This is a genomic window from Gemmatimonadota bacterium (assembly GCA_009692115.1).
Classification (GTDB): Bacteria; Gemmatimonadota; Gemmatimonadetes; order Gemmatimonadales; family GWC2-71-9; genus SHZU01.
Map to the genome: position 1 here is coordinate 12,887 of SHZU01000008.1, position 25,478 is coordinate 38,364.

The 25,478-nt window shown below is 65.7% G+C and carries 17 protein-coding genes and 1 pseudogene; 5 read left to right on the plus strand and 13 right to left on the minus strand.

The genetic code is table 11. From position 1 onward, the window contains the following. Positions 1-16: 16 nt before the first annotated feature. From EXR94_10265 to gyrA, 4 genes are read right to left on the minus strand one after another with little or no spacing between them, the layout of a single operon-like run. On the minus strand, positions 17-1,009 hold the full coding sequence (locus EXR94_10265) for a serine/threonine protein kinase (GenBank protein MSR03103.1): 993 nt from the start codon (positions 1,007-1,009) through the stop codon (positions 17-19). Then, positions 1,006-2,433 (minus strand): diguanylate cyclase, encoded by a 1,428-nt coding sequence (locus tag EXR94_10270; GenBank protein MSR03104.1) that lies wholly within the window; start codon positions 2,431-2,433, stop codon positions 1,006-1,008. The genes EXR94_10265 and EXR94_10270 overlap by 4 nt, the downstream gene beginning before the upstream one ends. A gap of 6 nt (positions 2,434-2,439) precedes the next feature. Then, positions 2,440-3,393, minus strand: coding sequence for a threonine/serine dehydratase (locus EXR94_10275; protein MSR03105.1), 954 nt, complete (start codon positions 3,391-3,393; stop codon positions 2,440-2,442). Further along, a complete protein-coding gene (gene gyrA / locus EXR94_10280) occupies positions 3,390-5,870 on the minus strand; it encodes a DNA gyrase subunit A (GenBank protein ID MSR03106.1) in 2,481 nt (826 codons plus the stop codon). The genes EXR94_10275 and gyrA overlap by 4 nt, the downstream gene beginning before the upstream one ends. A 279-nt stretch (positions 5,871-6,149) precedes the next feature. Between gyrA and EXR94_10285 the strand changes: the two genes are divergently transcribed. The 3 genes from EXR94_10285 to EXR94_10295 all read left to right on the plus strand — a co-directional run bounded on the left by EXR94_10285 (position 6,150) and on the right by EXR94_10295 (position 8,381). Then, positions 6,150-7,328, plus strand: coding sequence for an ATP-binding protein (locus tag EXR94_10285; GenBank protein MSR03107.1), 1,179 nt, complete (start codon positions 6,150-6,152; stop codon positions 7,326-7,328). A 7-nt stretch (positions 7,329-7,335) separates the two neighbouring features. Then, the gene (locus tag EXR94_10290; GenBank protein MSR03108.1) at positions 7,336-7,662 is read left to right on the plus strand and encodes a hypothetical protein; all 327 of its coding nucleotides are present in this window, start codon (positions 7,336-7,338) and stop codon (positions 7,660-7,662) included. A gap of 143 nt (positions 7,663-7,805) precedes the next feature. Continuing rightward, entirely contained in the window at positions 7,806-8,381 is a 576-nt protein-coding gene (locus EXR94_10295) for a hypothetical protein (GenBank protein ID MSR03109.1), read from the plus strand. Here EXR94_10295 and EXR94_10300 read toward each other — a convergent pair. The 8 genes and pseudogenes from EXR94_10300 to EXR94_10335 form a co-directional block, all read right to left on the minus strand. Continuing rightward, a pseudogene (locus tag EXR94_10300) lies at positions 8,374-8,752 on the minus strand (DUF302 domain-containing protein). The gene EXR94_10295 and the pseudogene EXR94_10300 overlap by 8 nt on opposite strands. 54 nt (positions 8,753-8,806) lie before the next feature. Continuing rightward, positions 8,807-9,211, minus strand: a complete 405-nt coding sequence (locus EXR94_10305) for a DUF3830 family protein (GenBank protein MSR03110.1) — start codon at positions 9,209-9,211, stop codon at positions 8,807-8,809. A 2-nt stretch (positions 9,212-9,213) separates the two neighbouring features. Beyond that, positions 9,214-12,297, minus strand: coding sequence for an efflux RND transporter permease subunit (locus EXR94_10310; GenBank protein ID MSR03111.1), 3,084 nt, complete (start codon positions 12,295-12,297; stop codon positions 9,214-9,216). After that, the gene (locus EXR94_10315) at positions 12,294-15,350 is read right to left on the minus strand and encodes an efflux RND transporter permease subunit (protein ID MSR03112.1); all 3,057 of its coding nucleotides are present in this window, start codon (positions 15,348-15,350) and stop codon (positions 12,294-12,296) included. Before EXR94_10315 ends, EXR94_10310 begins: the two co-directional genes overlap by 4 nt. Further along, positions 15,350-16,474 carry an efflux RND transporter periplasmic adaptor subunit gene (locus EXR94_10320; protein ID MSR03113.1) on the minus strand — a complete coding sequence of 375 codons (1,125 nt, stop codon included), beginning with the start codon at positions 16,472-16,474 and terminating at the stop codon, positions 15,350-15,352. The genes EXR94_10315 and EXR94_10320 overlap by 1 nt, the downstream gene beginning before the upstream one ends. Beyond that, positions 16,471-17,787, minus strand: coding sequence for a TolC family protein (locus EXR94_10325; protein ID MSR03114.1), 1,317 nt, complete (start codon positions 17,785-17,787; stop codon positions 16,471-16,473). The genes EXR94_10320 and EXR94_10325 overlap by 4 nt, the downstream gene beginning before the upstream one ends. 393 nt (positions 17,788-18,180) lie before the next feature. After that, the gene (locus EXR94_10330) at positions 18,181-20,262 is read right to left on the minus strand and encodes a CocE/NonD family hydrolase (GenBank protein MSR03115.1); all 2,082 of its coding nucleotides are present in this window, start codon (positions 20,260-20,262) and stop codon (positions 18,181-18,183) included. Then, the gene (locus EXR94_10335) at positions 20,244-20,633 is read right to left on the minus strand and encodes a hypothetical protein (protein ID MSR03116.1); all 390 of its coding nucleotides are present in this window, start codon (positions 20,631-20,633) and stop codon (positions 20,244-20,246) included. Before EXR94_10335 ends, EXR94_10330 begins: the two co-directional genes overlap by 19 nt. 140 nt (positions 20,634-20,773) lie before the next feature. Between EXR94_10335 and EXR94_10340 the strand changes: the two genes are divergently transcribed. Next, the gene (locus EXR94_10340; protein ID MSR03117.1) at positions 20,774-21,385 is read left to right on the plus strand and encodes a hypothetical protein; all 612 of its coding nucleotides are present in this window, start codon (positions 20,774-20,776) and stop codon (positions 21,383-21,385) included. A gap of 63 nt (positions 21,386-21,448) precedes the next feature. Beyond that, positions 21,449-22,213: a HEAT repeat domain-containing protein gene (locus EXR94_10345; protein MSR03118.1), complete on the plus strand. Its 765-nt coding sequence runs from the start codon at positions 21,449-21,451 to the stop codon at positions 22,211-22,213. 64 nt (positions 22,214-22,277) lie between these two features. Here EXR94_10345 and EXR94_10350 read toward each other — a convergent pair whose 3' ends face one another. Continuing rightward, positions 22,278-25,478, minus strand: coding sequence for an amidohydrolase (locus tag EXR94_10350; protein MSR03119.1), 3,201 nt, complete (start codon positions 25,476-25,478; stop codon positions 22,278-22,280).

A 25,478-nucleotide genomic window follows, 5' to 3' on the forward strand; every position in this document is an offset into this window, starting at 1 on the left:
TGGAAAGTGACGGACGTCAAGCAATCGGGGCCAACGCCTCGGCAAACTCGGTCATGGTCTGAAACCGATCGGCCGGATCGATCTTCATGGCCCGGTCGAGCGCCTGGTCGAGCCGGTCGGGTACCGACTTCCGGACCGCTTTGAGGCGGCGGGGGCGACCAGCCAAGTGGTTCAGCATGGTTTCATGCGCCGTGGCGCCGTCGAACGGCAGTTCGCCGCTGACCATTTCGAACGCCAGTACACCCAACGAGTAGAGGTCGCTCCGCGGATCCGCCGGCTTGCCCCGGATCTGTTCTGGACTCATGAACTCCGGCGTTCCGAGGACGATCCCGGTGGCCGTGAGGCGGTTGTTCTCCGGGCCGGCGATCCGTTCCTTGGCGAGGCCGAAGTCCATCACCACCGCCCGGTCCCGATCGCCATCCTTGATCAGCATGATGTTCTCGGGCTTCAAATCCCGGTGCATCACGCCTTGGTCGTGGGCGTGCTGGAGACCCCGGCAGAGTTGAATGACGAGGGCCACCGCGTCCGCGACCGGCATCGGGCCCACTCGGTTCTCCCGGGTGGACAGCGTTTCGCCTTCGAGAAATGGCATCACGAGGTAGGGAAGGCCGTTGGCCTCGCCGTAGGCCAGCAGACCACAGCAATTCGGATGGTTGAGCTTGAGCGCGAGTTGGGCCTCGCGTTTGAGGCGGGCCACCGATTCCGCGTCGCTGGCCAGGCGCGACATCAAGACCTTGATGGCCACCGGCTGGCGAGTCTCGCGGTCGGTGGCGCGGTACACATACGCCATCCCGCCCTCGCCCACCCGTTTTTCGATCGCGTAGCGCCCGTCGATGATCCGCCCTTGTAGTCCCGCCGCGGGGTCGGGTCTGGGCCCGCTCGCGGCCGAAGCCCCAGCCGGGCCTGCCGCCGCGCTGGTTTCCTGGACCAACGGAAAACCGTCCTTGATACAGAATCGGGCCGGAGGGTCGTACATCGTCCCACAGCGGGGGCACTTCAGTTTGCTCAATCGCGATACCGGTTGCTGCCGTCCGCCTTTGCTCGGAGGAGGTTGGTGTCGGCCAGACGGAGTAGGGAGTCAGAATCGGACACTCGTTCGTCAGGGTAGGTCGCCACCCCGATGCTCACCGTAATCTGCACCGGAAACTCGGCATTCCCGAGGGTGGCGGCGCTGATTTTCCGGAGAATCCGCTCGGCGTAGATTCGGGCGCCCCGGATCCCGGTCTCGGGCAGCAGCACCACGAACCCTTCGCCGCCCAGACGGGCCAGGACGTCCATGGCCCGCTGCTCGCGGCGGAGAGTGTCCGCCAACTGAACCAGAACCCGGTCGCCCAGTTCGTGGCCGTAGGTATCGTTGAGGCGTTTGAAGTGGTCGATGTCGAGCATCAGGCACGACATGACGGAGGTGTTCCGTTCGGCGCGGGCCAGTTCGCGGTCCATCCGGTCCCGGAGGGCGCGGCGGTTGAGCAGACTAGTCAGCGGATCCGTTTCCGCCAACTGGCGCATCCCGTCCTGGCGGCGAAGCGCTTCTTCGAAGTCGTAGCCCCGGTCGAGCACCCCGTTGGCGGCCTGGATGACCCGGCTCGCGAACGCCAGATCCGCCGGTTCGAGGCGGGCGTCGTCGCCGGCGCTTCGCAGGTAGAATGCGGCCGCCCGTTTAGACTTCACCTTGAACGGCACGACCGCCACCGACGTGGTCGGCACCAGCCGGCCCTCCACCCGCCAGAGCTCTCGCACCGGGGCAAAAATCGGATCGTCCCGGACGTCGGGAATCAACAGCGACTCCTGAGTCACCATCGGCCCAAGCAGCTCCGGATACCGGCGAAGCTCGACGGTCAAATGGCGAAGACTCGGGCTCTCGACCGCGGCGACGACCGTGGCCGTTTCGCCGTTCTCGTCATCCAGCACGATGGAGCACCGGGCGATCCGGAGCCCCTGCGACATCCGCCGAACCAGGATCTGAAAGATTTCGGCCGGTGACGCCGCCGCGGTGACTTCCTTGAGGAGCGCCGTTACTTCGGCCTCCGACCGCGCTTCGGCCCGGGCTTCGCTGAGTTCGTGCCCGCTCCCGAGGTGGGCCCGGATCCGGGCCAGGAAATCGTCGAGACGGAACGGCTTCGTCACGAAGTCGGCGGCACCGAGACCTAACGCTTCGACCGAGACCTCGCCGGGTGGCGAGCCGGACAGAACGAGGATGGGAACGTCGCGGTGGCGGGGATCGCGTTTCAGGGACTCGAGCGCCGACAGCCCGTCGACGCCGGGAAGCCCGACGTCGAGGATCATCAGGTCAACCACGTTGTCGTCGAGGAACTCCGTGAGGCCTTCGGCCGAAAAGCGGCTGGTAATCCGATACCCTTCGGTGTCGCGAATCGAGGTCAGCGAACGATTCAGCGACTCGTCGTCGGCGACGATCAGGAGATGGGCCCGGGTCATCCGCCCTTAGCCCACCAGGCGGGCGAAGATCGCGGGGTCGACGTTGCCGCCGGTCAGGATACACGCGGTCGGGCCGGTGGGGACGATCTTGCCGGCCAGCAATGCGGCGACCGGGGTAGCTCCGGAGGGCTCGATCTTGAGGCCCATGGAGTGAAACAGGAACCGGACCCCCGCGGCAATCTCCGGTTCCGTGAGCGTGGCGACGCCCCGGATGACCGGCCGGATGTACTCGAAGGTGATCGAGCCCAGGGCCGGGGGAATCAGGCCGTCGGCCAGGGTGTCGGCCGGTTCGAAGGGTACCGGATGACCCGCCGCCAATGCGGCCGTGAGTTTGGGCGAGACGGCCGGCTCGACGCCCCAGACGGCGGTGTCGGGCTTGATGGCGCCGACCGCGGCACAAGTGCCCGCGATCATGCCGCCGCCGCCGACCGGTGCGATGATCGCGGCGGTCGAAGGCTGATCCTCGAGGATTTCGTAGGCGCAGGTGCCCTGGCCCATGATCACATCGTAGTTGTCGAACGGCGCGATCAGCACCAGCCCCTGTTGGGCGATCAGCTCGGCGGCTTTGGCTTCGCGCTCTTTCCTGGTGGTGACGACGATCTCCGCTCCGTGACTCTTGATCCCAGCCACCTTGATGGCCGGCGCGTTTTCCGGCATGACGATGACCGCCCGGGCCCCGAAATGCTTGGCAACGTACGCCACGGCCTGGCCGTGGTTGCCGCTCGAGTGGGTGATGATGCCGCGAGCCCTGACCTCGGCGGGGAGCCGAGAGATGGCGGTGTAGGCGCCGCGGATCTTGAACGCACCGATCGGTTGGTGGTGTTCACACTTGACCCAGACCGGCGTTCCGAACCGCCGACTCAGCTCGGCGGACTCCACCAGCGGCGTCCGGACCGCGATGCCCCGGAGAGCCTCGGCGGTCCGGGTGAGATCGTCCCGGGATACGCCGGGTACCGTCATTCGGCTTCCTCGACCTCGGCCTCGTCGGCTTCGCCTTCGGCCTCTTCTTCTTTGACGACCCGCGCGACCCCGACGATCGAATCGGTCCCCTCGAGGTTCATGACCCGAACGCCCTGGGTGTTCCGTCCGATGACCCGGATGCCGTCGACCGGTACCCGGATAATGACGCCGCTCCGGGTGATCATCATCAACTCGTCCGAGGGCTGCACTTCCTTCAAGGCCATGCAGTGGCCGGTCTTGTCGGTGTTATGGAAGGTGATGATGCCCTTGCCGCCCCGTTTCTGGACCCGGTACTCGGTGATCTCGGATCGTTTGCCGAAGCCCTTTTCGCTCACCACCAGCAAGGTGGCGTCGCGGCGGATCACCACCATGCCGATAACCCGGTCGTCGGCGTTGAGTTCGATTCCCTTGACGCCGCCGGTGGCGCGACCCATTTCGCGGACGTCGCTTTCGTGGAACCGAATGCTCATCCCCCCGGTGGTGGCGAGGACGATGTCGTTGTTGCCGTCGGTGAGCTGAACGTCGATCAGTTCATCGCCGGTCTCGATGTTGATGGCGATGATCCCGTTGGCCCGGGGGTTCCCGTAATCGGACAGCACCGACTTCTTCACGGTACCGTTCCGGGTCACAAACACCAGCCAGCGGTTGTCGGAAAATTCCCGAACCGGTACCAGCGCGGTGATGTGCTCGTCGGGGCGGACGGCGATGCACTGGATGATCGGCTTGCCACGGGTGGCCCGGCCGCCTTGCGGCACTTCGTGCACCTTGAGCCAGTAGACCTGGCCCTGGTTCGAGAAGAACATCACGTAGTCGTGGGTCGAGGCAATGAAGAGATGCTCGATCCAATCGTCTTCTTTGGTGGTGGCCCCCTGCAAGCCCTTGCCGCCGCGGCGCTGCCGCCGGTAGGTCGAGACCGGGGTCCGCTTGATGTAGCCGGTGTGCGAGATCGTGATCACCATGTCTTCTTCGACGATCAGGTCTTCGACCGAGAACTCGTTCTGGTCCGGAATGATCTCGGTCCGCCGATCGTCCCCGAAGGCCTTGGTGACTTCGTCCATCTCGTCTTTGAGGATCTGCATCCGCTTCTCGCGGGACGCCAGGATCGCCCGGAGCTTGGAGATGATGTCCCGGACTTCCTTCAGTTCGGCTTCCAGTTTCTCGATTTCGAGGCCGGTGAGCTTGGCGAGCCGCATGTTGAGGATCGCTTCGCTCTGCTTCTCGGACAGCTTGAACCGTTTCTGAAGCCGGGCGTCCGCGTCATCGACATCCTTCGACTTTCGGATGATCTCGACGACTTCGTCGATGTTGTCGACTGCGATCTTCAGCCCTTCGAGGATGTGCTCCCGGGCCGCTGCCTGATCGAGATCGAACTGGCTCCGCCGGATCACGATTTCGTGGCGGTGCTCGATGAAGTGCTGGAGCAGCTCCTTCAGGTTCATGACCCGGGGCTGGCCTTTGACCAAAGCCAAGTTGATGACCCCGAAGGTCGACTGCATCGTGGTGTGCTTGTAGAGCTGGTTCAGGACCACGTGGGGAATCGTGTCGCGCTTGAGCTCGACGACGAGCCGCATGCCGTCACGGTCCGACTCGTCACGAACCGCGGAAATGCCCTCGACCTTCTTCTCCATGGCCAGGTCCGCGATGGCCTTGGCCAGCGTGGCCTTGTTGACCTGGTAGGGAAGCTCGGTAATGACGATGGCCGACTTGCCCGACGATTCCTTCTCTTCAATCTGGGCCCGGGCCCGCATCACGACTTTGCCTCGCCCGGTTTCGTACGCCTCCCTGATGCCCTGGATTCCGTAGATGTAGCCGCCGGTCGGGAAGTCCGGGCCCTTGACGTGCTTGGTCAGGTCTTGGATGGTGGCATCCGGTTGATCGATCAGCACGGTGACGGCTTGGCAGATTTCCCGGAGGTTGTGGGGCGGAATATTGGTGGCCATGCCGACCGCGATGCCGCTCGACCCGTTGACGAGGAGGTTCGGGATCTTGGAGGGCAGGACGGTCGGCTCCATCAACCGGTCGTCGTAGTTGGGCTGGAAATCGACCGTGTTCTTGTCGATATCCTCGAGCATCGTGACGGCCACCTTGGTCAGCCGGGCTTCGGTGTACCGATAGGCCGCCGCCGGATCGCCGTCGACCGAGCCGAAGTTGCCCTGGCCGTCGACCAACGGATAGCGGAGCGAGAAATCCTGGACCATCCGGACCATCGCTTCGTACACCGGCGAGTCGCCGTGCGGGTGGTACTTGCCTAACACTTCGCCGACGACGGTGGCGGATTTCTTGTAGGGCCGGCCGGGCACCAGGCCGAGTTCGTTCATCGCGTTCAAGATCCGGCGGTGGACCGGCTTCAGGCCGTCGCGCACGTCGGGAAGGGCCCGCGAGACGATCACGCTCATCGAATAGTTGATGAAGCTCTGCTTCATCTCGTCTTCGATCGGGCGGGGGAGAATACGCTCGCGCGAGTTGGGTGCGGTCATGGATCCCTCGACCTATTTTGATCTGGAAAACGGCCCCAGGCGTGGCGGCCCCTGGGCCAGAATGATAGTGGGGTCCTGGGGCTGGAATCAAGCTAGTTTTTCTGGTTCAAAGTGTTTTCCGACAACGACTTAGGTCGGCGATTTTTGGGGCGGAATTGCCCCGGTCCCGGGTCGCCTCCTCGGTGCCGAAGGTTGTTGTCATGCCATGAAATGTCATAAAATCGACGTACGTTCAATTTTTGTGTTGTATTTTCTCCATTACATGGTATATTTACAACAATGTTAGATCGACCAGTCTTCGTTGCGGCGGCCAGAATCGCCCTCTCGCGGTTCCCTGTGGTTGCTCTCCTTGGCCCCCGCCAGGTTGGAAAAACCACTCTGGCCAAGGAGGTTGCCCGGTCGATGGCCCCCGACCGGACCCAGTACCTCGACCTCGAGTTCCCCGCTGATCGAAACCGGCTCACCGACCCGGCCGAGTACTTCGAGGCCCACCGTGGGAGCCTGATCATTCTGGACGAAATCCAGTGGGTTCCCGAGTTGTTCCCGATCCTTCGCGGCGTGGTGGACCGTCGCCGGGAAGCCGGGGAACGGTTCGGGCAGTTCCTCGTCTTGGGCTCGGCCTCGATGGATCTGCTCCGCCAGTCGTCCGAGTCGTTGGCCGGACGGATCAGTCAGCTCGAGCTCCCCCCGATCGGCCTTGGCGAGGTACCGGACACCACGGCCGACCTCGATCAACTCTGGCGCCGGGGCGGGTTTCCGGACAGCCTCTTGGCTTCCGACGACGATGCCAGTCTGGCGTGGCGGCGGGCGTTCATCCGGACCTACCTCGAACGGGACATTCCGATGTTCCAGCCCCGGGTGCCCTCGGAAACGCTGCGCCGGTTCTGGACCATGCTGGCGCACAACCAAGGGCAGCAGTTGAATGCTGCCCGGCTCGCCGCGGGGTTGGGTGTGAGCGGCCAAACGGTGGCCCGCTACCTCGATCTGATGGTTGATCTGCTCCTGGTACGGCGACTACCCCCGTGGTCGGGTAACGTCGGGAAGCGTTTGGTGAAGAGCCCCAAGGTGTACGTCCGCGACAGCGGACTGGTCCACGCGCTGCTCGGCATCGGGACGCAGGATGACCTGCTCGGCCATCCGGTGGTCGGCGGTTCCTGGGAAGGCTTCGTCCTCGAAACCCTGATCGCGGGGGCCGGCGACCGGTCGCTGTCGTTCTATCGGACCGCCCGGGGGGCCGAGATCGACTTGGTGGTTGAGGGCCTCGACGGCCGGCGGCTCGCGGTCGAGATCAAGCGATCCTCGGCCCCGACCGTGAGCCGCGGCTTCCGGATCGGCTGTGAGGACCTCGGCGTCGCCGAGGCGGTAGTGGTGTATCCCGGCGTCGAGCGATTCCCGTTAGGCGGCGGAGTCACCGCGATGGGCCCGGCCGCCGCCGCGCAATGGCTTGGGGGGGCCTAGGGGTTTGATGAGTCGACGGCGTGCCGCTCCCCTTCGCTTCGTCGACCCTTTTGACCCGCTCGACGGTCCGATTGCGGACACGATCGACCTCCACGGCTTCCGGCGCGAGGAGGCCCGGCTCCGGGTCATTGCCGTCGTGACCAGCGCCCATCGGAAACAGCGCGGCGAGTTGATCCACATCATTACCGGGAAGGGTCGCCATTCACCGGACGGCGCGGTCCTTAAAGGGGCCGTCAAGACTGTCCTCAAGGGCGACGTGGCGCCAATGATCAAGGCGTTCGGCCCCGATCTCGACGACGGGGGCTACCTGGTCCGGGTTCGGCAGGGCGACTAATGAACGGCGGAAGCGCTCACCATCACGCCGCATTCGCCGCCGTGCTGGGCCACGTTCACCACTTGCTGTTGTGAGGCCCGGGCCACCAATCCAACCCCATAGCGGCTCGGCACGAACCCCATGACCACGTAAAACGGTGCCTGATGGACCTGGCCATCGGGGCCGAGCACCGGATACTGCTGGACCGGCAGGGCGACTTTGACATTTCGCTCGAGACGTTCGTCGCGGCGATCAACCGGGTCACCCCCGGATCGAACCGGGGCCGGGCCGACAAAATCAGCTACAATCTCCACATCATCATTCGCTCGGATCTCGAGCAGGCCACGCTCTCGGGCGATCTCCAGGTTGCCGAATTGCCGGGGGCCTGGAACGATGCCTACCGAAAGTATCTGGGGGTGACGCCGAAGAATGACGCCGACGGGTGTCTGCAGGACGGCCATTGGTCGGAAGGGATGATCGGCTACTTTCCGACGCACACATTAGGCAACGTCTACGCCGCCCAGTTGTTCGCCCAGGCGGAGCTCGACATCGGGCCGCTCGACGCGGCGTTTGCCAAGGGGGATTTTGCCGGGTTGTTGGGTTGGCTCCGGGACCGGGTTCACCGGCACGGATACCGCTGGCCCGCCCGAACCATCGTCGAACGGGCCACCGGGGCGGCGCCAACGCCCGGGCCGCTGCCCCGGTCGCCCGAATCCAGGTGTCGGCTCGCCGTCAGGTGAGGGCCGCCGCGACCCGCGCCAATCGGCCGCGGACCTCGTGCATCAGCTCGACGAGGGCCGGATCGCTTCCCATTTCTCCGGCGAGGAGCCTCGCCTCGGGGTTCGCAATCCGAACCATGCGTCCCTCCCCGGATGCCTCCACCGTCACGTTGCACGGCAACAGCAAGCCGACCATGGCGCTTTGGTTCAAGGCGCGGTGGGCCAGCGTAGGCGCGGAATTCAATCCCCAGTTTCTGTTTGAACACGTCGTGGGTGTCGATCCGGGTGAGGACCCCAAATCCCTCGGCTTTCAAGGCGGCGGTGACGCGCTCGATCGCGTCGTCCTGGGTGGTGGCAAGGCGGGCCTCGAAGGCAATTGGGAGCGTCGGCATGGCCCGAAACCAAATGCCACCACCGTGAAGGCCCGATGAACGGGGTACGAAGCTTCAGACCTCGATCCGGAACGGCTGGGCCCCCTCCCACACGACCCGTCGTCCGAGTTCGGGCAGCAGGTCGAGCCCGGTGACGATCGTCAGGACATGGTTGCCTTCGAGCCGCCCGAACTTGCTGGCGAAGGCCGTGGTCCCGTAGGGGAAGAGGATCTCGGTTTCGCTGACGGCTTTCGGATACAAGAGGATCTGGCCTGGCTTCGGCTCGGCGGTGGCGTTTTCGACTTCGACACCCGCTTCGAGATCGCCTAACGGCATCCACGCCGCCTCGCCGCTCCATCGGGCCTGCAAAAGATGCCCGCTGAGCGGGAGGAGCCGGAGCAAGGCGGCGCAACTGGCCGGCGCCCGCTCGCGCTCGAGTCGAGCCTCAAAAACGAGATTCCCGCAGATGATCCGAATCATGCTTACCCCGGGAGAGCCGGCGCGAGGCCGGCCGGCGGTGGCGGTGGCGGTGGAGTCCGCTTCCGGGGCTTGGCTCCCCGGCGGCCGAGGAGCATCACAGGCAAGACGAACATGGCACCCAGGGTTCCGGCAATCGTCCCTCCGGCGGTGGCCAGCGCAATCGACCCGAACAAACTGTCGGCCTCGGTACCGATGGCCAGTGGAATCAGGCTCGCCATCGTGGTCAGGGTCACCAGCACGATCATGCCGGCCCGGTCGCGGGTGGCGTAGACGATATCCGCCGCGGTGAGGCGACGCGACGCCCGGCCAGAGGCCCCGACCCGGCGGCGCCGTTCCAACGCGGCGTCGACCAGTAAGATCGATTGGTTGACCGCGAGCCCCACCACGAGGATGACGCCGACGGCGGCCTCCCGGCTGAATCCGGTGCCGGTGGCCCAAAAGATCGCAGCCACCCCGGCCAGCGCCAACGGCAGGCTCAAGAACACCATGGCCGCCGCCCACTGTGAATCAAACACGAACGCCACCGACAACAGGACCAGCACCACCCCGATGGCGAAGACCAACCAGAGACCCTTGGTGCTGTCGTCTTCCTGCCAGGCAAACTGGTCATCGCCGACGGTGTAGCCGGCCGGTACCGCAATCGAACCCATGAAGGCTTTGTGGGTCCGGTTGGCCAGCTTCTGGGGCCCCCGGAAGTCATAGCTTAAGATCCGAACGTACTGCTGGTCCTCCCGGTTGATCTGGCTCAAGCCTTCTCGCTCGGTGACGGCCGCGAGGTCACTGACTCGGACCGGCGCGTTGCCTTCGTTCGGAACCAACGAGGCCCGGAGATCCTCGAGGCTCCGCTCCTGAGACCCCTTGGCTTTGACGCTGACGGTGACTTCTTCGTCGTCGAGTTCGAGCTTCTGGCCGCCCACCGCGCCGCGGATTTCCCGGGCCACTGCTTGCGAGAAAGCTTGGGCTGTGACGCCGGCCCGAGCTAACGCGGCCCGGTCCGGCGCCAGCGCCACGCTGACGGCTCGTTCCGACCGGAAGAAGCTCCCGGCATTGATGTTGACTTCGCGAACCCGGGGAATCCGCTCGAGTCGGGTCTTGAGGTCCCGGGCCAGCTGCTCGACGCCTGAGAAGGAGTATCCGAGGATCTTGACCCGGAAACTCACCGAACTGCCGCCGCCGCCATTGAAGAAACCCTGGCCCCGACCGAACACACCGATCGATGCCCCGCCGACGAACACCGCCCGCTGGGTCATTTCTTCTTGCATGGCGGTTGGAATCGCGGTGAGCCCCGCGGGCTTGGTGAAGGTGACTCGCAGTTGTCCGAATCCGGGGAAGCCCCGCGCTTCCACCCGATCAACGCCCTCCCGGCCAACGGCGATCCGCTCGAATTCCGAAATGGCCCGATCGACGCTGGCCGGATCGGACCCTCGCGGAAAGTTGATGGTGACGAACAGCTCCGACCGTTTGCCGTACCAATCGCCGAAGGACGACTTCGGCACCTTCTTGATGAATCCCCAAGTCAGGACGCCGAACCAGGCCGTGGTGACGACCAAGGTGGCCCACCGCCATCGGAGCAGTCTGAGGACCGATCGAGTGTAGGCCCGGTGGAGCCCCCGCCAGTTTTGGGTCGTCATGCCGTGGCCGCCGCCAACCGCCGGGATCATCACCACCGAACTGATCACCGACCACCCCAGCGCCAGGAGAAATGCGGCCGCAAAGGGCATGAAGGTGGCCCGCGCGTTCCCCTGCAGGTACATGAACGGAAGCAGCACGACAGCGGTGGTCAGCGTCGATCCAATGACCGCGGGCATGATCCGCGCCCCCGCCTCCGCCCGGCCCTCGATCGTATCGGGCGCATGGCGGAGCCGTTCGACCACGACCAGGCCGTTTTGGACCAAGATCCCGACTCCCATGCCCAGCCCTGCCAACGTCAACAGATTGGCGGGAATCTTGAGGAGATAGAGACCGAGCGCCGTGCCGGCAATCGACACGGCCGCACTGCCCATGACCAGCCAGATCGAGGTCAGGTTCCGCATCGCAATCGCCAACACCAGCATGACCGCTCCGAACGCAATCAGTCCCCGGATCAGGAGGTCGTTGAGCTGCTTCTTCAAGTCCTTGCTTTCGTCGCTCTCCACTTTGAAGACGATCCCCGGCGGGAGCAGCCGGTGAATCTCGTTCATGGTGGCCTTGATTCGCTCGGCCGTTTGGATCGCATCCGCGCCGGCCATCCGGCTGATCTGCATCGTGACCGCCGGCACTGCGTTGATTCGGGCAAACCGGCCCCGGTTGTCTTCGTCGGGCCGGATCGTCGCCAACTCGTCGAGCCGAAACACTCGTCCACTCGGGGCCCGAATGACGAGCTGTCCCAAATCTTCGAGCGCCTTCGGCCGATCCCGAAGCGCCACGGTCAGCACGTTGGTGCCGCGCGGCTGCTCACCAAGGGCCTGGACCACCCGGGCCGAGGCCACGGCCGCCCGAATCACGTCGGGGTTGATTCCGAGTTGCCGAAGCCGAACCGGATCGTACGTTACCGCCACGCCGGGTTCCGCTGACCCCGAGAGCCCCACGCCACTCACACCTGGCACGGCCGTGACCCGGGGATACACCTGATCCCGGGTCAGCTTGGTCAGCGTCCCCGACGTGTATGGACCGACGATCGAATAGGTCAGGAGCGGCTGCTCATCGAGCTCCTGCGGAGTGTAGTTCTCGACGCTCGGCGGTTCAGCGCCCTGGGGCAACCGGTCCCGGAGCAACTCGATTCGCTCATGAATCTCGAGCCGGGCCAGGGTCACATCGGTCTTCGGCTCCAGCTCCACTTCCAGCCGCGCCGATCCATCGCCCGATTCGCTCGAGATCTTCTTGACCCCCCGGACACTCTGAATCGCCTCTTCCAACGGCGAGGTGAGATAGGTCTCCACCAACTCCGGCGCCGACCCAAACCAGGTCGCCGACACCGTCAACCGCGGCAGTTCGACCTGGGTCTTCGTCGCCAGCGGCAGTTTCGTAAACGCCACCCCCCCCGCCAACGTCACCGCCGCCCCCGCGGCCCACACCACCGCCGGCCGCCCCGCCGCCCATCTGATCATTGGCCCTCCGAGCGCCGAGATTCCACCCACACATAGGCCGTCGGCAGCAGAAAGAACGTCACCAACAGCGCCGTCACCGACCCGCCGATGACCCCGGCCGCGAGCGGTTGATACAACTCCCCGCCGCTACCCCACCCAAAGACCAGCGGGAGCACGCCGGTAATCGTCGTAATCGAAGTCATCGCGATGGCCTTGAGTCGCTGGTGGCCACCGGCAATGACCGCGTCGACGATCGGTAACCCTTGTTCCCGGAATCGCTGGATCGCATCGAGTTTGACCACGGCTTCGTTGTCGGCCATGCCGATCATCACCACGATCCCGATCATCGCGACCGCGTTTAGGTTCTGGCCGGTCATCCACAGGAAGAGAATGCCGCCGGCGCCGGCCAGCGGCACCGTCAGCATCACCAGCAGCGGCGTCGTGAACGAGGCGAATTCGCCGGCCAAGACCAGGAACACCAACGCCACCGACAGCACCGCCACCAGGGCCAGCTCTCGGGTCGTCCGCGCTTCGTCCGCTTGGGCTCCCCCGATGGTCACCTCAACTCCGGGCGGCAACGCCAGCGCCGTGATCCGCACCTGAACGGCCTCGGCGGCCTGCTTCAGTCCTCCCCGTTCCGCGACGGCTTCGACCACGCTGACCGGCCGTTGATTGATTCGGACCACCTCGATCGGCGCCCGGATGTCGGTGACGGTCACCAACTGCCCAAGCGGTACGCCCTTAATGGTCGTGGCCAGGGTGGTGTTGAGATCTTCATTGAAGGCGCCGGCAAACCGGACCTTGATCGGCGTCCGCCGGTCGGTTTCCCGGAAATCACCAGACGCAACGCCCCCCAAGCCACCCGACAACGCGTTGGCCACTTGATCGGACGTGATCCCGAGCCGCGCCATCTGACTCCGATCGAGGGTTACCTCGACCGTGGGTTGAGTGCTGGCGAAGGCATCGCGGACGTCGGAGAGGTCCGTGATACTGTCCAGGCTCTTCCGGATCGTATTGGCCCACTCGGCCGCTTCAGTCAGCTTGGGAGCCGCCACTTCGATCCGCACCAGCCGCCCCTCGCGGCCGATCAAGCTGCCGAACTCCGACTGGCCGGCCAAGTCGATGGCCAAGCTCCCTTGGGCCAGGTCGGGCACCGCGAGCCGGAGCGACTCAGCGAAGTCGCCGGCGTCCTTGTCGTCCGGCACCGGCACCAGCAGCTGGGCGCTGGCCGAGGTGCCGGGGTCGGCGCCCGCGAGCACCTCCTCGTCGGTGGCGACGCCGATCCGGCTGTAAATCCCCGACGAGCCTAACGCCCGGGCCGCTTCTTCGAGCCGTTTGGCTTGCCGGGCCGTCTCCTCGATCGCGGTGCCTTCCGGCAGTTTGAGGTAGGCCACCGCAATGCCTTCGTCCACCCGCGGCAGGATTTCCCGGGGCAACCGGAGCGTGATCACCACCGTAAACGCCGTCACACCGAGCGCGATCAGGACACAAAGCCCCGGACGAGCCAACGACCAGCGCATTCCCGACTCATACCAGGCCTCCAGTCGGCGGCCGAGCCGGAGCAGGGGGCCGTCACTGGCGGGTGCCAGGGTCTGCTTGCCCAACGTCTCGCCGACTCGGCCCCAGGCCATCATCACCGGCATCAGGGTCAGGGCCAGAACCAACGACGCCCCGACCGACATCACGACGCTCAGCGAAAGATCCCGGAACAGGGCTGCCGCGAGGCCTTGGACGAACACGATCGGCCCGAACACCAGGAGCGTGGTCAGGGTGCCGGCGGTCAGCGGTCCGGCCACTTCATTGGTGCCCTTGAGTGCCGCTTCCCACCGCGTCAGCCCGGCATCCATATGCCGGTTGGCGGCCTCCGCGACGACGATGGCGTTGTCGACCAACAACCCGACGCCCAAGGCCAAGCCGCCGAGCGAAAGGATATTGATCGTGACACCCATCAACTGGAGCAGGGTCAGCGCCACCAACACCGAAAGCGGCACCATCAGGCCGATGGCCACCGACGCCCGCCAATCGCGAAGGAACAGCAGGATGACCGCGAGCGACATCAGGCCGCCCACCACGATTTCCTGGATCAGATTGGAGAGCGCGTCGGTGACGAACTGGGCCTGGGCCGCTACGACCTTGATCTTGACCTTCGGAAACTCGGTCTTGAGCTGCTCGATCGTCTTGTAGATCTCGGCCGTCACGGCCACGGTATTGGAACCCGCGTCCTTATATACGACGAGTCCGACGGCCGGCCGGCTGTCCAGGGTGGTGACCGTGGTTGGGTCGGCCACCGCCAGGGTTACGGTGCCGATGTCGGCCAAGATGATGCCGCTCTTGGCCGGCCCAACCGGGGTCTTTTCGATCTCGGCCACGCTCTGGAACTCGGTGAGCGCCCGGAGCGAAAACCGGAATTGGCCCCGGCGAATCGAACCGCCGGCCGCGGTGGCGTTGGCCGATTTGAGCGCGGTCGCGATGTCGTCGGGGGTGAGGCCCAAGGCCCGCATCCGGTCGGGGTCGACTTCGACCCGGATTTCGTCCTTGGGTTCGCCGACCACCGCCACGCTCGAGATCCCGGCCAGCTGTTCCAGCCGACGGGCGTGGACGTCCTTGGCCGTTCGGGAAATGCTCCGGAGGTTGCCATCGCTGGTCAGGCCGAGCACGGCGATGGGCCGTTCGCCGGGGTCGCTGGTGAGCAGGGTGGGGCGCTCGGCGCGTTCCGGGAGGGCGCCGCGAGCGTTGTCGAGCCGTTCCCGGATCTGGAGCACCGTGGCCGCCATGCTGGTGCCCCAGGAAAACTTGAGCGACGTGGTGGCTTCGCCGTTCCGGCTCACCGACTTCACGTCGACCAATCCTGGCGTGGCCGAGACCGCCTCTTCGATCGGCTCGGCAATGAACCGGGATACTTCTTCCGCCGCGGCTCCGGGGTACAGGGTCCGGATCGTCAAGACTGGCAGCTCGATGTCCGGCAACAACGACACCGGCAGTTTGCCTAACGATACCGACCCGAGCAGCACCAAGGCCGCCACGGCCGAAATGGTGGTAACAGGGCGCTTCAGCGCCTGGGACGCGATCGACACTACGGGGTGCCGCGTTCCTGTTTGGCCACCAGCCGGACCGGGGCGTCGTGGGTCAGGGTCAGATGGCCCTCGACCAGCACCGTGTCTCCGGCGGCCACGGGAATCTGCCCGGTGGAGCTGTCGGCCAAGACTTCGGTTTCGAAGCCGTTGGTCCGGCCCGGAAAGATGTAAACCCACTGGGCCCGGCCGCCCTTGACCACGAACACCAGCGGCCGGCCGTCGCGTTCGATGACCGCCGAGGCGGGGACGATGGTGCGGTTCGGGAGCCGGGTGGCTTCGAGCCGGACGTCGGCGTACATCCCGGGCCGGAGGACGCCGTTCCCGGTGGCGCGGATCACCGCCCGCCCGGCGCGGGTGGTGCTGTCGACGAGCGGCAGGATGGCGGCCACTCGGCCCCGGATCGGTTTGTCGGGGAAGGCGGCGGCGGTGATGGTGGCATCGCCCCCGATCTTGATGAAGGCGAGGTCGTGTTCCAAGACCGAGGCTTCGATCCGGAGATTCTTCAGGTCGACGATCATGGCCACTTCCTGTCCTTGGGACAGCCGTTCCCCGACCGAGACCTTCATGTCTTCCACTACGCCATCGAACGGCGCAGTGATCGAGGCGCGTTCGCGGCGGAGCTTTGCTTCCTCGACCGCCGCCCGGGCTCGGTCCATCCCGGCCCGGATCTCGGCGCTGCGGAGCCGTTCGCCGGTCACGGCTTTGCCGGAGACGATCGAGTCGGGGACGATGTTGTCGAGCAGCTTGAGTTTGGCGTCTTCGAGATCGGCTTGGGCCCGGTCGACGGCGAGGTCGAGTTCGCGGGGGTCGACCGTAAGCAGCACCTGGCCCCGGGCCACCGATTGGCCGGGCCGGACGTTCACGGCCGAAATCGGGCCAACCGTCTCACTCTTGAGCATGGCCACGCCGTCGGACCGGACTTGGGCGGTGGTCACCACCGAGAGGATCAAGTCGCCGACCCGGACCGCTTGGCCAACCACCGGGAGCGTCACGTTGCTGGTGGCTGCGTCCTTGGCGGTGGAGTCGGCGGCACTGGTGCCACCGGCCTCGGTGCCGTCCGCGTCCGTCTTCTTACAGCCGGCCAGGAGCATCAAGGCCAAGGCGTAGATCGTGGGTTTGTTCACAGCGTCCTCCCAATGAGCGCTTCGATCTGCGCTTTGGATCGCAAGTAGTCGAACCGCGCGGTGATGGCGCCTTCTTCGGCCTGACTGAGCCGGTCTTGGGCCTGGACCAGGCGTTCGATTTCGATGGTGCCTAACCGGTATCGCTCGAGCTGCACCCGGGCATTGGCCCGGGCGGCGTCGAGATTGCTCCGGGCCACGTCGACCCGTTCCTGCGCGGTCCGGAGCGAGGCGAGGGCGCCGATCAACTGGGCTTCGACGTGGTGGGCCGCATCGGTTGACCAGGCCCGGGCCACGTCGAGGGCCACCGACCGGTTCACGACCTGCTGTTCGCGCTGGAACCCGTTGAATAGCGGAATCGAGACGTTGAGGCCGAGGTTCCGGTTGTTGAAGAGCTTGTACTTGGTGAGCGGATCTTGGTCGTTGCTGCCGTAGCTGGTGCTGCCGTTGAGTTGGACTTGGGGCCAGTACACCGCCTTGGCCGCGTTCAGGCTGGCCTTGGCCGACCGCACCGAGGCCTCGGCCTGGATCACCGCCGGCGAGCGCTCGCGGGCCTCGATCATCACGGCCGCGGTGTCGATCGCGATGGTCCGAATCGCGATGCTCGAGTCGTCGATGGCCGATACTCGCCCCGACACGCCGATGGCCCGGGCCAGATTGGCTTCGGCTTGGGCCAACTGGCTTTCTTCGGTGAGGAGCCGGAGCCGGGCTTGGGACACTTCGACCACGGCCTGGAGCGAGTCGGACACCGTGGCGCCGCGGGTCCGGAGCCGGGCCACCGCGATGGCGAGCTGCTCCTCGGCCCGGCGGATGCCGTCGCGCCGAACCTTGACCAGTTCGCCGTTCTGGAGCGCGCTGAAGAATTCGCGGCTGGTGTTGAAGGCGGTTTGCCACTTGCGGGCGTCGAGCGCAGCCTGGGTCCGGTCGCCCTCGGCGCGGGCGGCGGAGAGTTCGGCCCCGCGGCGAAACCCGGTGAAGAGGTCGATCCCGGCATTCAGTTGGAGATTGACCGAGGTGGTGGTGTTGTTGGCGGCGACCAGTTGCCCGGTGCGGGGGTCGATCCGTTGGAATTCCGACCGGCTTTTCCCGCCGCCGGCTCCGGCGGACACGCTGGGGAGGAACGACCCGTAGCGGGCCCGGGTTTCAGCGCCGGCGGAGCGGACGTCGCCCGCGGCTTGGACCACGTTGGGGTCGTGCTTTTGGGCCAGCGCAATGGCCTCGGCCAGGGACACGGCCCGTTGCTGGGCGGTGGCGTGGGCGGGGGCCAGGGCAGCGACCAAAACCAGGCCGAGCCCGGGAAACTGTCGTGAATTCATGACCTAATTCTACTTGGCAGGCCGAGCGGGGATAAGGAGGGCCACTTTAGGGTTGGCTTTAGGATGCGCTGGGGGCTGAAAAGGATGCACGGTTAGGGGTTAGTCGGCGGCGGGTCCTGGTCCACAGCATGTCGCTGAGGCGGGCCACCAACGCGACTCGCTCTGTGGCTGAGCCACCGACCCAAGCCTCACTGGCCTCGCGACTGTGTAGCGGTACGAGCCGGACGGTCATCGCGCCACGGTCTGTTGGCGTGAGTGAAATCTAGTCGGTCTGAGTGGCGCGGTGCGGTCGCATCGCTGAAATCTAGCACCCCGACGCCTAACGCCGGCCCTCAGCGGGCGATATTCTCCCTGACCATCCGACACCGAAAACCGTCAGGCCATGTTGGTCGGCTAGGGGATCTTGCCCTCGTTCAAGTCAATGGTTGCCCGCGGACCGGTTCCGTCGGTGTTGACCCGATAGACGAACCGCACATCGGGCCGACCCACCCGCAGCAACGTCCAGGTCGTCACCAAATCGATGACCTGTTGGTACGGCGGCTGCTTGGTGAGGTCGATCCGCCACTCGCGCACGTCGCGGAGTATCCCGCCGGGGATCGGGCGCTCGGACCGGCTCTCGGAGCGGTACACCACCGCCTGCCCGGTGAGATCATTCTCGATCCAGATCCGTTCGGTGCCGTCGTCGGCTGCTTGGGTTGTCGGTCGAGGCGGAACCAGCGCCAATCGCGGCTCGGGGAGCGGGGTTGCTCGCACCGGAACGACCGGCAGCGTTAGGTGCGAGGTCTCGTTGCCGTCCGGGCTCTCGAACCGGATTTCGTTTCGGGCCGGATTCGGATTCGGCCAATTCGAGGGCCAGTCGCTCGAGGCAAGGGTGACCCGGATCCGATGCCCTCGCTTGAACTGGTAGGAAATGTTCTGGAGGGTGACCTGATAGCGATACACCTTGCCGGCCATGATCGGGGTTGGGGCGACGACCTTCCAATCCGTCGGGCGCCGGGGATTCACGTTCGACTCGCGATAGGACGAGTTGATCCAGCCGCGGGTAACGAGCTCCGATTTGCCGTCCAGCAGGACGTCGGAAAGCTTGATCGTGAAATCGGTGTTGGCCGCGCTCGAGGTGGCGAAGAAAGTGATCTCGGCCATCCCGGTGACTTCGGTGTCCTCGGTCAGCGCCTCGGTCGTGAAGGTGAGCGACTCGGCCTCGTCGACTCGCTGGTCGGGCTGGACCAGGAAGTCGGTGTAGTCGGCATCGAACCAGGTGCCGTAGGGTCCGGCGGCACTGCCGACCCAGGGGTGATAGGTGAAGCGGCGGGGCGTGAGCTCCGGCTCGCTGGTGGGAGCCGTTGGTGTCAGGTTCCCCGCTGAACTCAAGTAGAACCGGGTGGGAACGGTCCGGGCGATCGGCCAATCCTCCTCGGCGCGCCACCGATTTTCCCGCATCACGAACACCGTCACCGGGGGCTCGCGGTCGATCCCGTTGTCCACGCCTTTCAGGAAGTGATCGAACCAAGCCAGGGTCGTCAGCTGGAAGTCGACCACGTGGCTCGGTCCGAAGCCGCCATGGGTCCACGGCCCGACGACCAATTTTTGCGGGACTCGCTTGGCTTTGAGAATCTGGTAGTTCTGGTAGGCCTCGTCGTGGTTCCGGGCATGATCGAAGTAGTTGCCGAACTGGAGCGTGGGGATGGCGAAGTCGGCGTACTTGCTCCGGAGGTCTTTCTCCTGCCAATAGGCGTCGTAGGTCGGGTGCTCCCATTGAGGCTGGAAAAATCCCTGCCAGCCGTTCTCGGCCTGATGGCGTTTCCAGATCTCGAGGTCGACGTACTTGCCGCCGTTGCCGTCGTCGTAGACCGGTCCCCGAAGCATCGTGGCCAGGACGTTGCTCGCGCCGTGCCATACGTAGGGGTGATTGCTCCGCACACCGCCCGGATACCAGTGATCGCCGAAGAAATTGGCGTAGGCACTGTTGACCGAAATCGCCTTGAGGTGGGGTGGCTTCAGTGCGGCCACCCGCGTGGCGTTGATGGCGCCGTACGAAATGCCCCACATTCCGACCGCGCCCGTGGACCACGGCTGCCGGGCAGCCCACTCGACTAGGTCGTAGCCGTCGCGGTAGGACTGGGCGTCGAAGTAGTCCCGCATCACGCCCTCGGAGGTACCGGTGCCGCGCCCTTCGGCAAAGACGGTGACGTAGCCCCGCGCGGCGAAGTACGGATTCGGATCTTTGCCATAGGGCCAATACGAGACTACGACCGGAAACTTGCCCCCGCCATTGGGCCGCACGACATTGGCGGCGAGCCGGATCCCGTCGCGCATCGGGACCTTCACCTCGTATTCGGTGGTGACTTGGTGGCGGGGCTCGGAAAGATTCGGATAGGGACCCTCGGTTTGGGCGGCGATGGACGGAGTCAGCCCTGCCGTGCCGATCGCCAGGAGGAATCGAAGCGCGATTGCCTTCATCTCGGCCAGAGCCATCCGAATACGCCGGCGGTCAGCAAGGCGTCGATGAGACCGTCCATCGTCGCCTTGAGGGTCAGCGACCAGGCGCGGGAATACCAAATCGACATCTGCCAGATCGCCAGGCTATACCCGGCGAACGCCACGGTGCCGGGCTCGGCGGCGGCCCGGATGCCGAAATGGAGGGCTGTCGGGGAATACCAAACCAGCACTTCGGTGGTTTGGACCGCGGGCCGGCCATCGACCGGGCTGTATTGGGTAAAGTTCCCGAGTCGAGCGGCCCGGCTCCACGCCGCGTCATCGAGGATGCCGTCGACGACCGCCGTAGCCTCGAGCCTCGGCGGCGCAATCTGGGTGACGGTGAGTTGGAAGAGGAGCAGCGGTACCATTGCCGCACTACGCTAACGTTGCCCGAGAGGCAGGGGAAGGGGTCAGATCCGTGGTGTCTCGGTATTACCGAGCCTACCTTCCGGTACTGTAGCTCACCGCCCTACTCGACGAGGAACGATGTGATCGTGTTGGTCACCTGATGGCCGGGCCGTTTGTCCCGGGAGCCTCCGCGACCCCCAAGGGATTCCGGTTTGCGCTGGGGACGCCGGAGCAGCCGCGATCCCTGGTGTGGCGGCTCTGGACCCGGGACGATGAGGTCCATGTGACCGTCAGCGCTGCCGGCCAGACGACGGAACTCACCGCGTATCCGACGGGCCGATGGCGGATCGACATGGGCGGCGTCGTGAGCCGCTGGCACCGACCCAAACCGTTTCGGCCCGGGTGGACGAGGGGTCCCGACATCGTCTTGCCCGGTCTGGCCGCGGCTCTCGAGCCGATTGCCAAGGCCCCGTCCCGGACGGAGCCGATCACGTGGCTGTCGTTGCCGGCGGCCGGCCAGGCCGTCCGGATTCAGCTTTGGTTCGCCGAGCCGGGAGCGGATCAGCGGCGCTGGCTCTCCGCCTTGCCGGACCTGGCCCAACCGCTCGTTGGATTGCCGTTACGACGGGCGGGTTCGGTCCATCTGGTCCGGGTGGATGAGCCCCAGGCGCCGTCGGCTGATCTCTCATCCTCCCGGACCTTCCCGAGCCGGGGGGTCATGGTCAGTTCAGACCAAGCCGGCCGGCCGTCCTTCTTCGAGACGGGCGGATGAAACGGGTTCCAACGTTCGGGGGTGCTGGTTCATCCAAGTAGGGTCCCCTTCGTCAGAGCCTCGATGATCGTCGCCGTGCTTGCGTTCGCCGTTGCCATGCAGCCGCCCCTCACCCGCGATTCCGCGGCCGTGGCCCGACTGTTCACCTCCCTCCGGGGCGCTGACTCGGCGGTGTGCGAGTTGGCTGGCCGGGCTCTGACCAACTTCGGCGGCTGGTGGGGCGCCAACGGTGACCTCCCGATGCCGATGCCGATGCCGATGCCGTTTGCTGACGGCGGGATCCACGTCAATCCGTCGATCCACGGCGTCGGCTGGCACAAGAAGGCCGACGCCGTGGCCCTCGGCGCCTTCCGGGTGGGCCTTCGCGACCCAAGCCGGTGCGTCCGGCACATTGCCGCCAGGGTACTGGGGGACGCCAAGCCGCCCTGGGCGTACCAGACCTTCACTGCGATGTCCAAGGATGCGGATGCCGGGCTTCGGGAAACCGGAATCCTTGGCCTCGGCGAGCTCGAAGACCCCCGGTCACTGGGCGGCCTCGGTGACGCCCTGGCCGACCGGGAGACCCGGGTCCGGGCCATGGCGGCGTGGGCGTTAGGCGAGCTCGAGGACTCCCGCGCCATCGAACCGTTGAAACGGGTCCTTGCAACCGGAACGCGGTTGTCTGACCTCCGTCGCCTGGTCCGTCAGTACGGCCGCGCCGCAACGAGTGTGTTTCCGAGTGGCCCCTACCGGAAGGGCGGAGTGTACGGAACTGATCCGAACTTCCCGGTGCCGACGCAGGAAGAGCTCCAGAATCCCGGCGCCAAGTGTCTGGATCGTAACGCCTAGCGCATTGAACAACTGGAAAGGGTAGGAGACTCTGTCTCCCACCCTTTTTTGTTGCCCACTCGCGCTACCGGTCCCACCACAGCTTCGGTGCCGGCGCCGGGTGGTTTCCGATCTCGGCCATCGTCTCCGCATCGAACAACCGTCCGTTCACCATCACGTACCGGACCGAGGTGCTGTTGCGGATGGTGGTGAGCGGGTTCTCGTCGAGCACCAACAGGTCGGCCAGCTTCCCCGCCCCGAGCGATCCGATATCCCGGTCGAGGCCGAGACTCACCGCGCCGCTCAACGTTCCGGCCCGGAGCGCCTGGTGGGGTGACATCCCGCCCTGCTCGAGCATCCACATTTCCCAATGGACGCCAAGGCCCTGGACTTGGCCGTGGGCCCCAGTGTTCACCTTGACGCCACCGTCCGCGAGGGCCTTGGCGGCCCGCGCCGTGCCTTGGTACGAGTAGTCGTCGTCCGCGGCCAGTTCCCGCCGGCGGGCCCGGGCCCCGAGCACCCCAGGCGCCGAGAATCGCCGGAGCCGCTCGTTCTTCCAGACCTCGGAGTGGGCGTACCAATAGTACTCGCCGCTCACCCCTCCGAAATTGACGATCAAGGTCGGAGTGTATCCGGTGGCACTTGCCTGGTACACCTTGAGGGCGTCCTGGTAGAGGGGAGCCACCGGAATATTGTGTTCGACGGTGGTGTGGCCGTCGAGCACATGGGTCATGTTGTAGAAGAACGTGCTGCCTCCCTCGGGCACCACCATCATCCCGAGTTGGCGCGCCGCCTCGACGATTTGCTGGCGGGCATCCCGGCGGGGCTGATTGTAGCTTTTCACACTGAAGGCGCCGACGGCCTTCATCCGGCGCAGATGGGTCAACGCGTCTTCGAACGACGTGGTGATCGCTTTGGCGCCGCCTTCGGCTCCGTACAGAATCGTGCCAGTCGAGAACAACCGTGGGGCGGTGATCATCCCCGCCTTGATCATCTCCGAGGCGCTGAACACCATCTCGGTCGAATTCGACGGGTCATGCATCGTGGTCACGCCGAAGGCCAGGCTCTGCAGCAATGAAGGATTCGTTGTCGCCGTGATCCCGTTCGATCCGGTGCCCACGTGAGCATGGGCGTCCACGAGGCCCGGCATGACGAACCGGCCGCTGATATCGATCCGCCGGGCGTCCGCCGGCACCGCCACCTGGTCGGACGGGCCGGCCGCTACGATCCGATTCCGGTCAATCACGACCGTTCCGTTGGTGATGACCTCGTCGCCGTTCATCGTGATGACCGTTCCGCCGACCAAGGCGATTTTCCCGCTCGGCCGGTCAGTGTCGGTTGGGAAGCCAATTGGGACGCCGGTTGCCTCCGGCTCGCGCTTGAGGCTGGTGGTATCGGCGGCTTCAAACCCAAAGGTCTGGTTCAGGTCGCGCTGAAACAACTCGGGTCCGAGGGACCAGTAGAGCCGCCGGCTGTCGGCCGACCAATGGAGGTCCTCGCCGGCGTCCCGGGACACCCGCTTGACCGGCACGTCGGTGGCGGATGACCCGAGCTGAACCGCTCGTCCGGTGGCCGTGAACGGCGCCAGATAAGCATTGAACCGTTCGACCCACGCCACATACCGCTCGTCGGGCGAGATGACGAACTGGGTCGCGCTCTCGGAGGTCACGTGGACCCGCCGTTCGCCGCCGGTCAGATTGACGCTGATGAGCGCCGGCTTGCTGCTGTCCGAAGCGGTCAAATAGAGCCGCTCACCGGTGCGCGAGAACGTCGGCTCGGTGCCCTGCGTCGTCACGAGGACCGGTTCACCGCCGGCGGTGCTGACCCGGTAGATCCCTTGGTCCCGGCTCGAGCCGGGACCCCGGAGTTCGTCGCCTCCGGTCCGGCGAAACACCACCTGTTTGCCGTCGGGCGAATACCGGGGCGTCACATAGTGGCCCAGGCGGGCCGTCAAGGTGCGGCCGGCCCGGCCGTCGACACCCACCGTGCGAATGGCGCCGAGCGAGTCGTCGTCCCAGGTGGCATAGACGATCGTCGCCCCGTCCGGCGACCACGAAGGAAACAGTTCCAAACCCCGGCCGCCGGCGGTGAGCCGCCGCGGAGTTCCGTTCGGCACGTCGCGAAGGTAGAGTTTGCCGAGCGCGGTGTAGACCACCCGCCGCTGATCGGGCGAGACGGTCACCCAGCGGAGCAGCTTGACGTCGAAACGATCGGGCGCCACCGTCTGGGGGAACCGGACCGCATCGGTAATCGTCTGTTTGACCGACGCGGTGAACGGGATGTTGGTCGCCTGCCCCGTCGCGGCGTCCACCCGCCAGAGTTTGCCCTGCGCCCAAATGACCAGGCTCTTCCGGTCGGGCGTCCAGTCGTAGCCGGGGTAGGTGCCGAAGAGCGACCAAGCCTCCTGTTGATCGTGATCGAGGCCGTCCCAGAGCGGACGCTCTCGGCCGCTTTCCATATCCTGCAAAAAGAGGACACTCTTCGGCCCGACCCGGCGAATGAAGGCCATGGTCCGGCCGTCCGGTGACGGCGTCGGGGCGAGCGAACCGCCGGGACCTCGGATCCATGTTACCCGTTCGCCGGACTCCCGGTCGAGGCGCTGAATGACGTACACCGTGCCGTGCGGGTTGCGGTTGTAGTCGAAGCCTCCACCCGGCGAGACATCTTCCGAGAAGTAGACATATCGGCCATCCGGCGACACGGCCGGTTCGGTGGCGTTTTGCTCCCAGTTCCGCCGGTCGGTCAACCGGAGCCCGGCGCCGCCGGCTGCGTGGAACAGCCACATTTCCCCGGCGCCAAGCGAGCGGGTGTTGCGGAAGTGCTTCCGCCCGACGAGATACCTGCCGTCCGGCGTCCACGCCGGGTTCGACACCTGCCGTTCGCGCTCTTTCGACACCTGGCGGAGGTCCCCCCCTCCAACGGCCATCGTCCAGATGTTTTCGATCCCGTCTCGATCGCTCATAAACGCGATCCGGGCGCCATCCGGCGACCATCGCGGCATCGTCTCGTACGCCGGGCCGCCGAGGATGGCGGTGGCTCGGCCGCCGGTGGTGGGCAGGGTGTAGATGTCGCCTAACAGATCGAACACCACCGTCCGGCCGTCGGGCGAAACGTCGACCGACATCCAGGTGCCCTCGGACGTCTCGAAGGCCACCTCGCGCGAGGGACCGTGCTTGGCCTGCACGTCCCATTTGGCGGGAATGGTGGGCGAGGCGGCTTTGGTGCTGTCTTGTGCGGCGAGAGAAACGGGGCATGCCAGCGCGGCAAGGAGGAGTGGTGTCCGCAT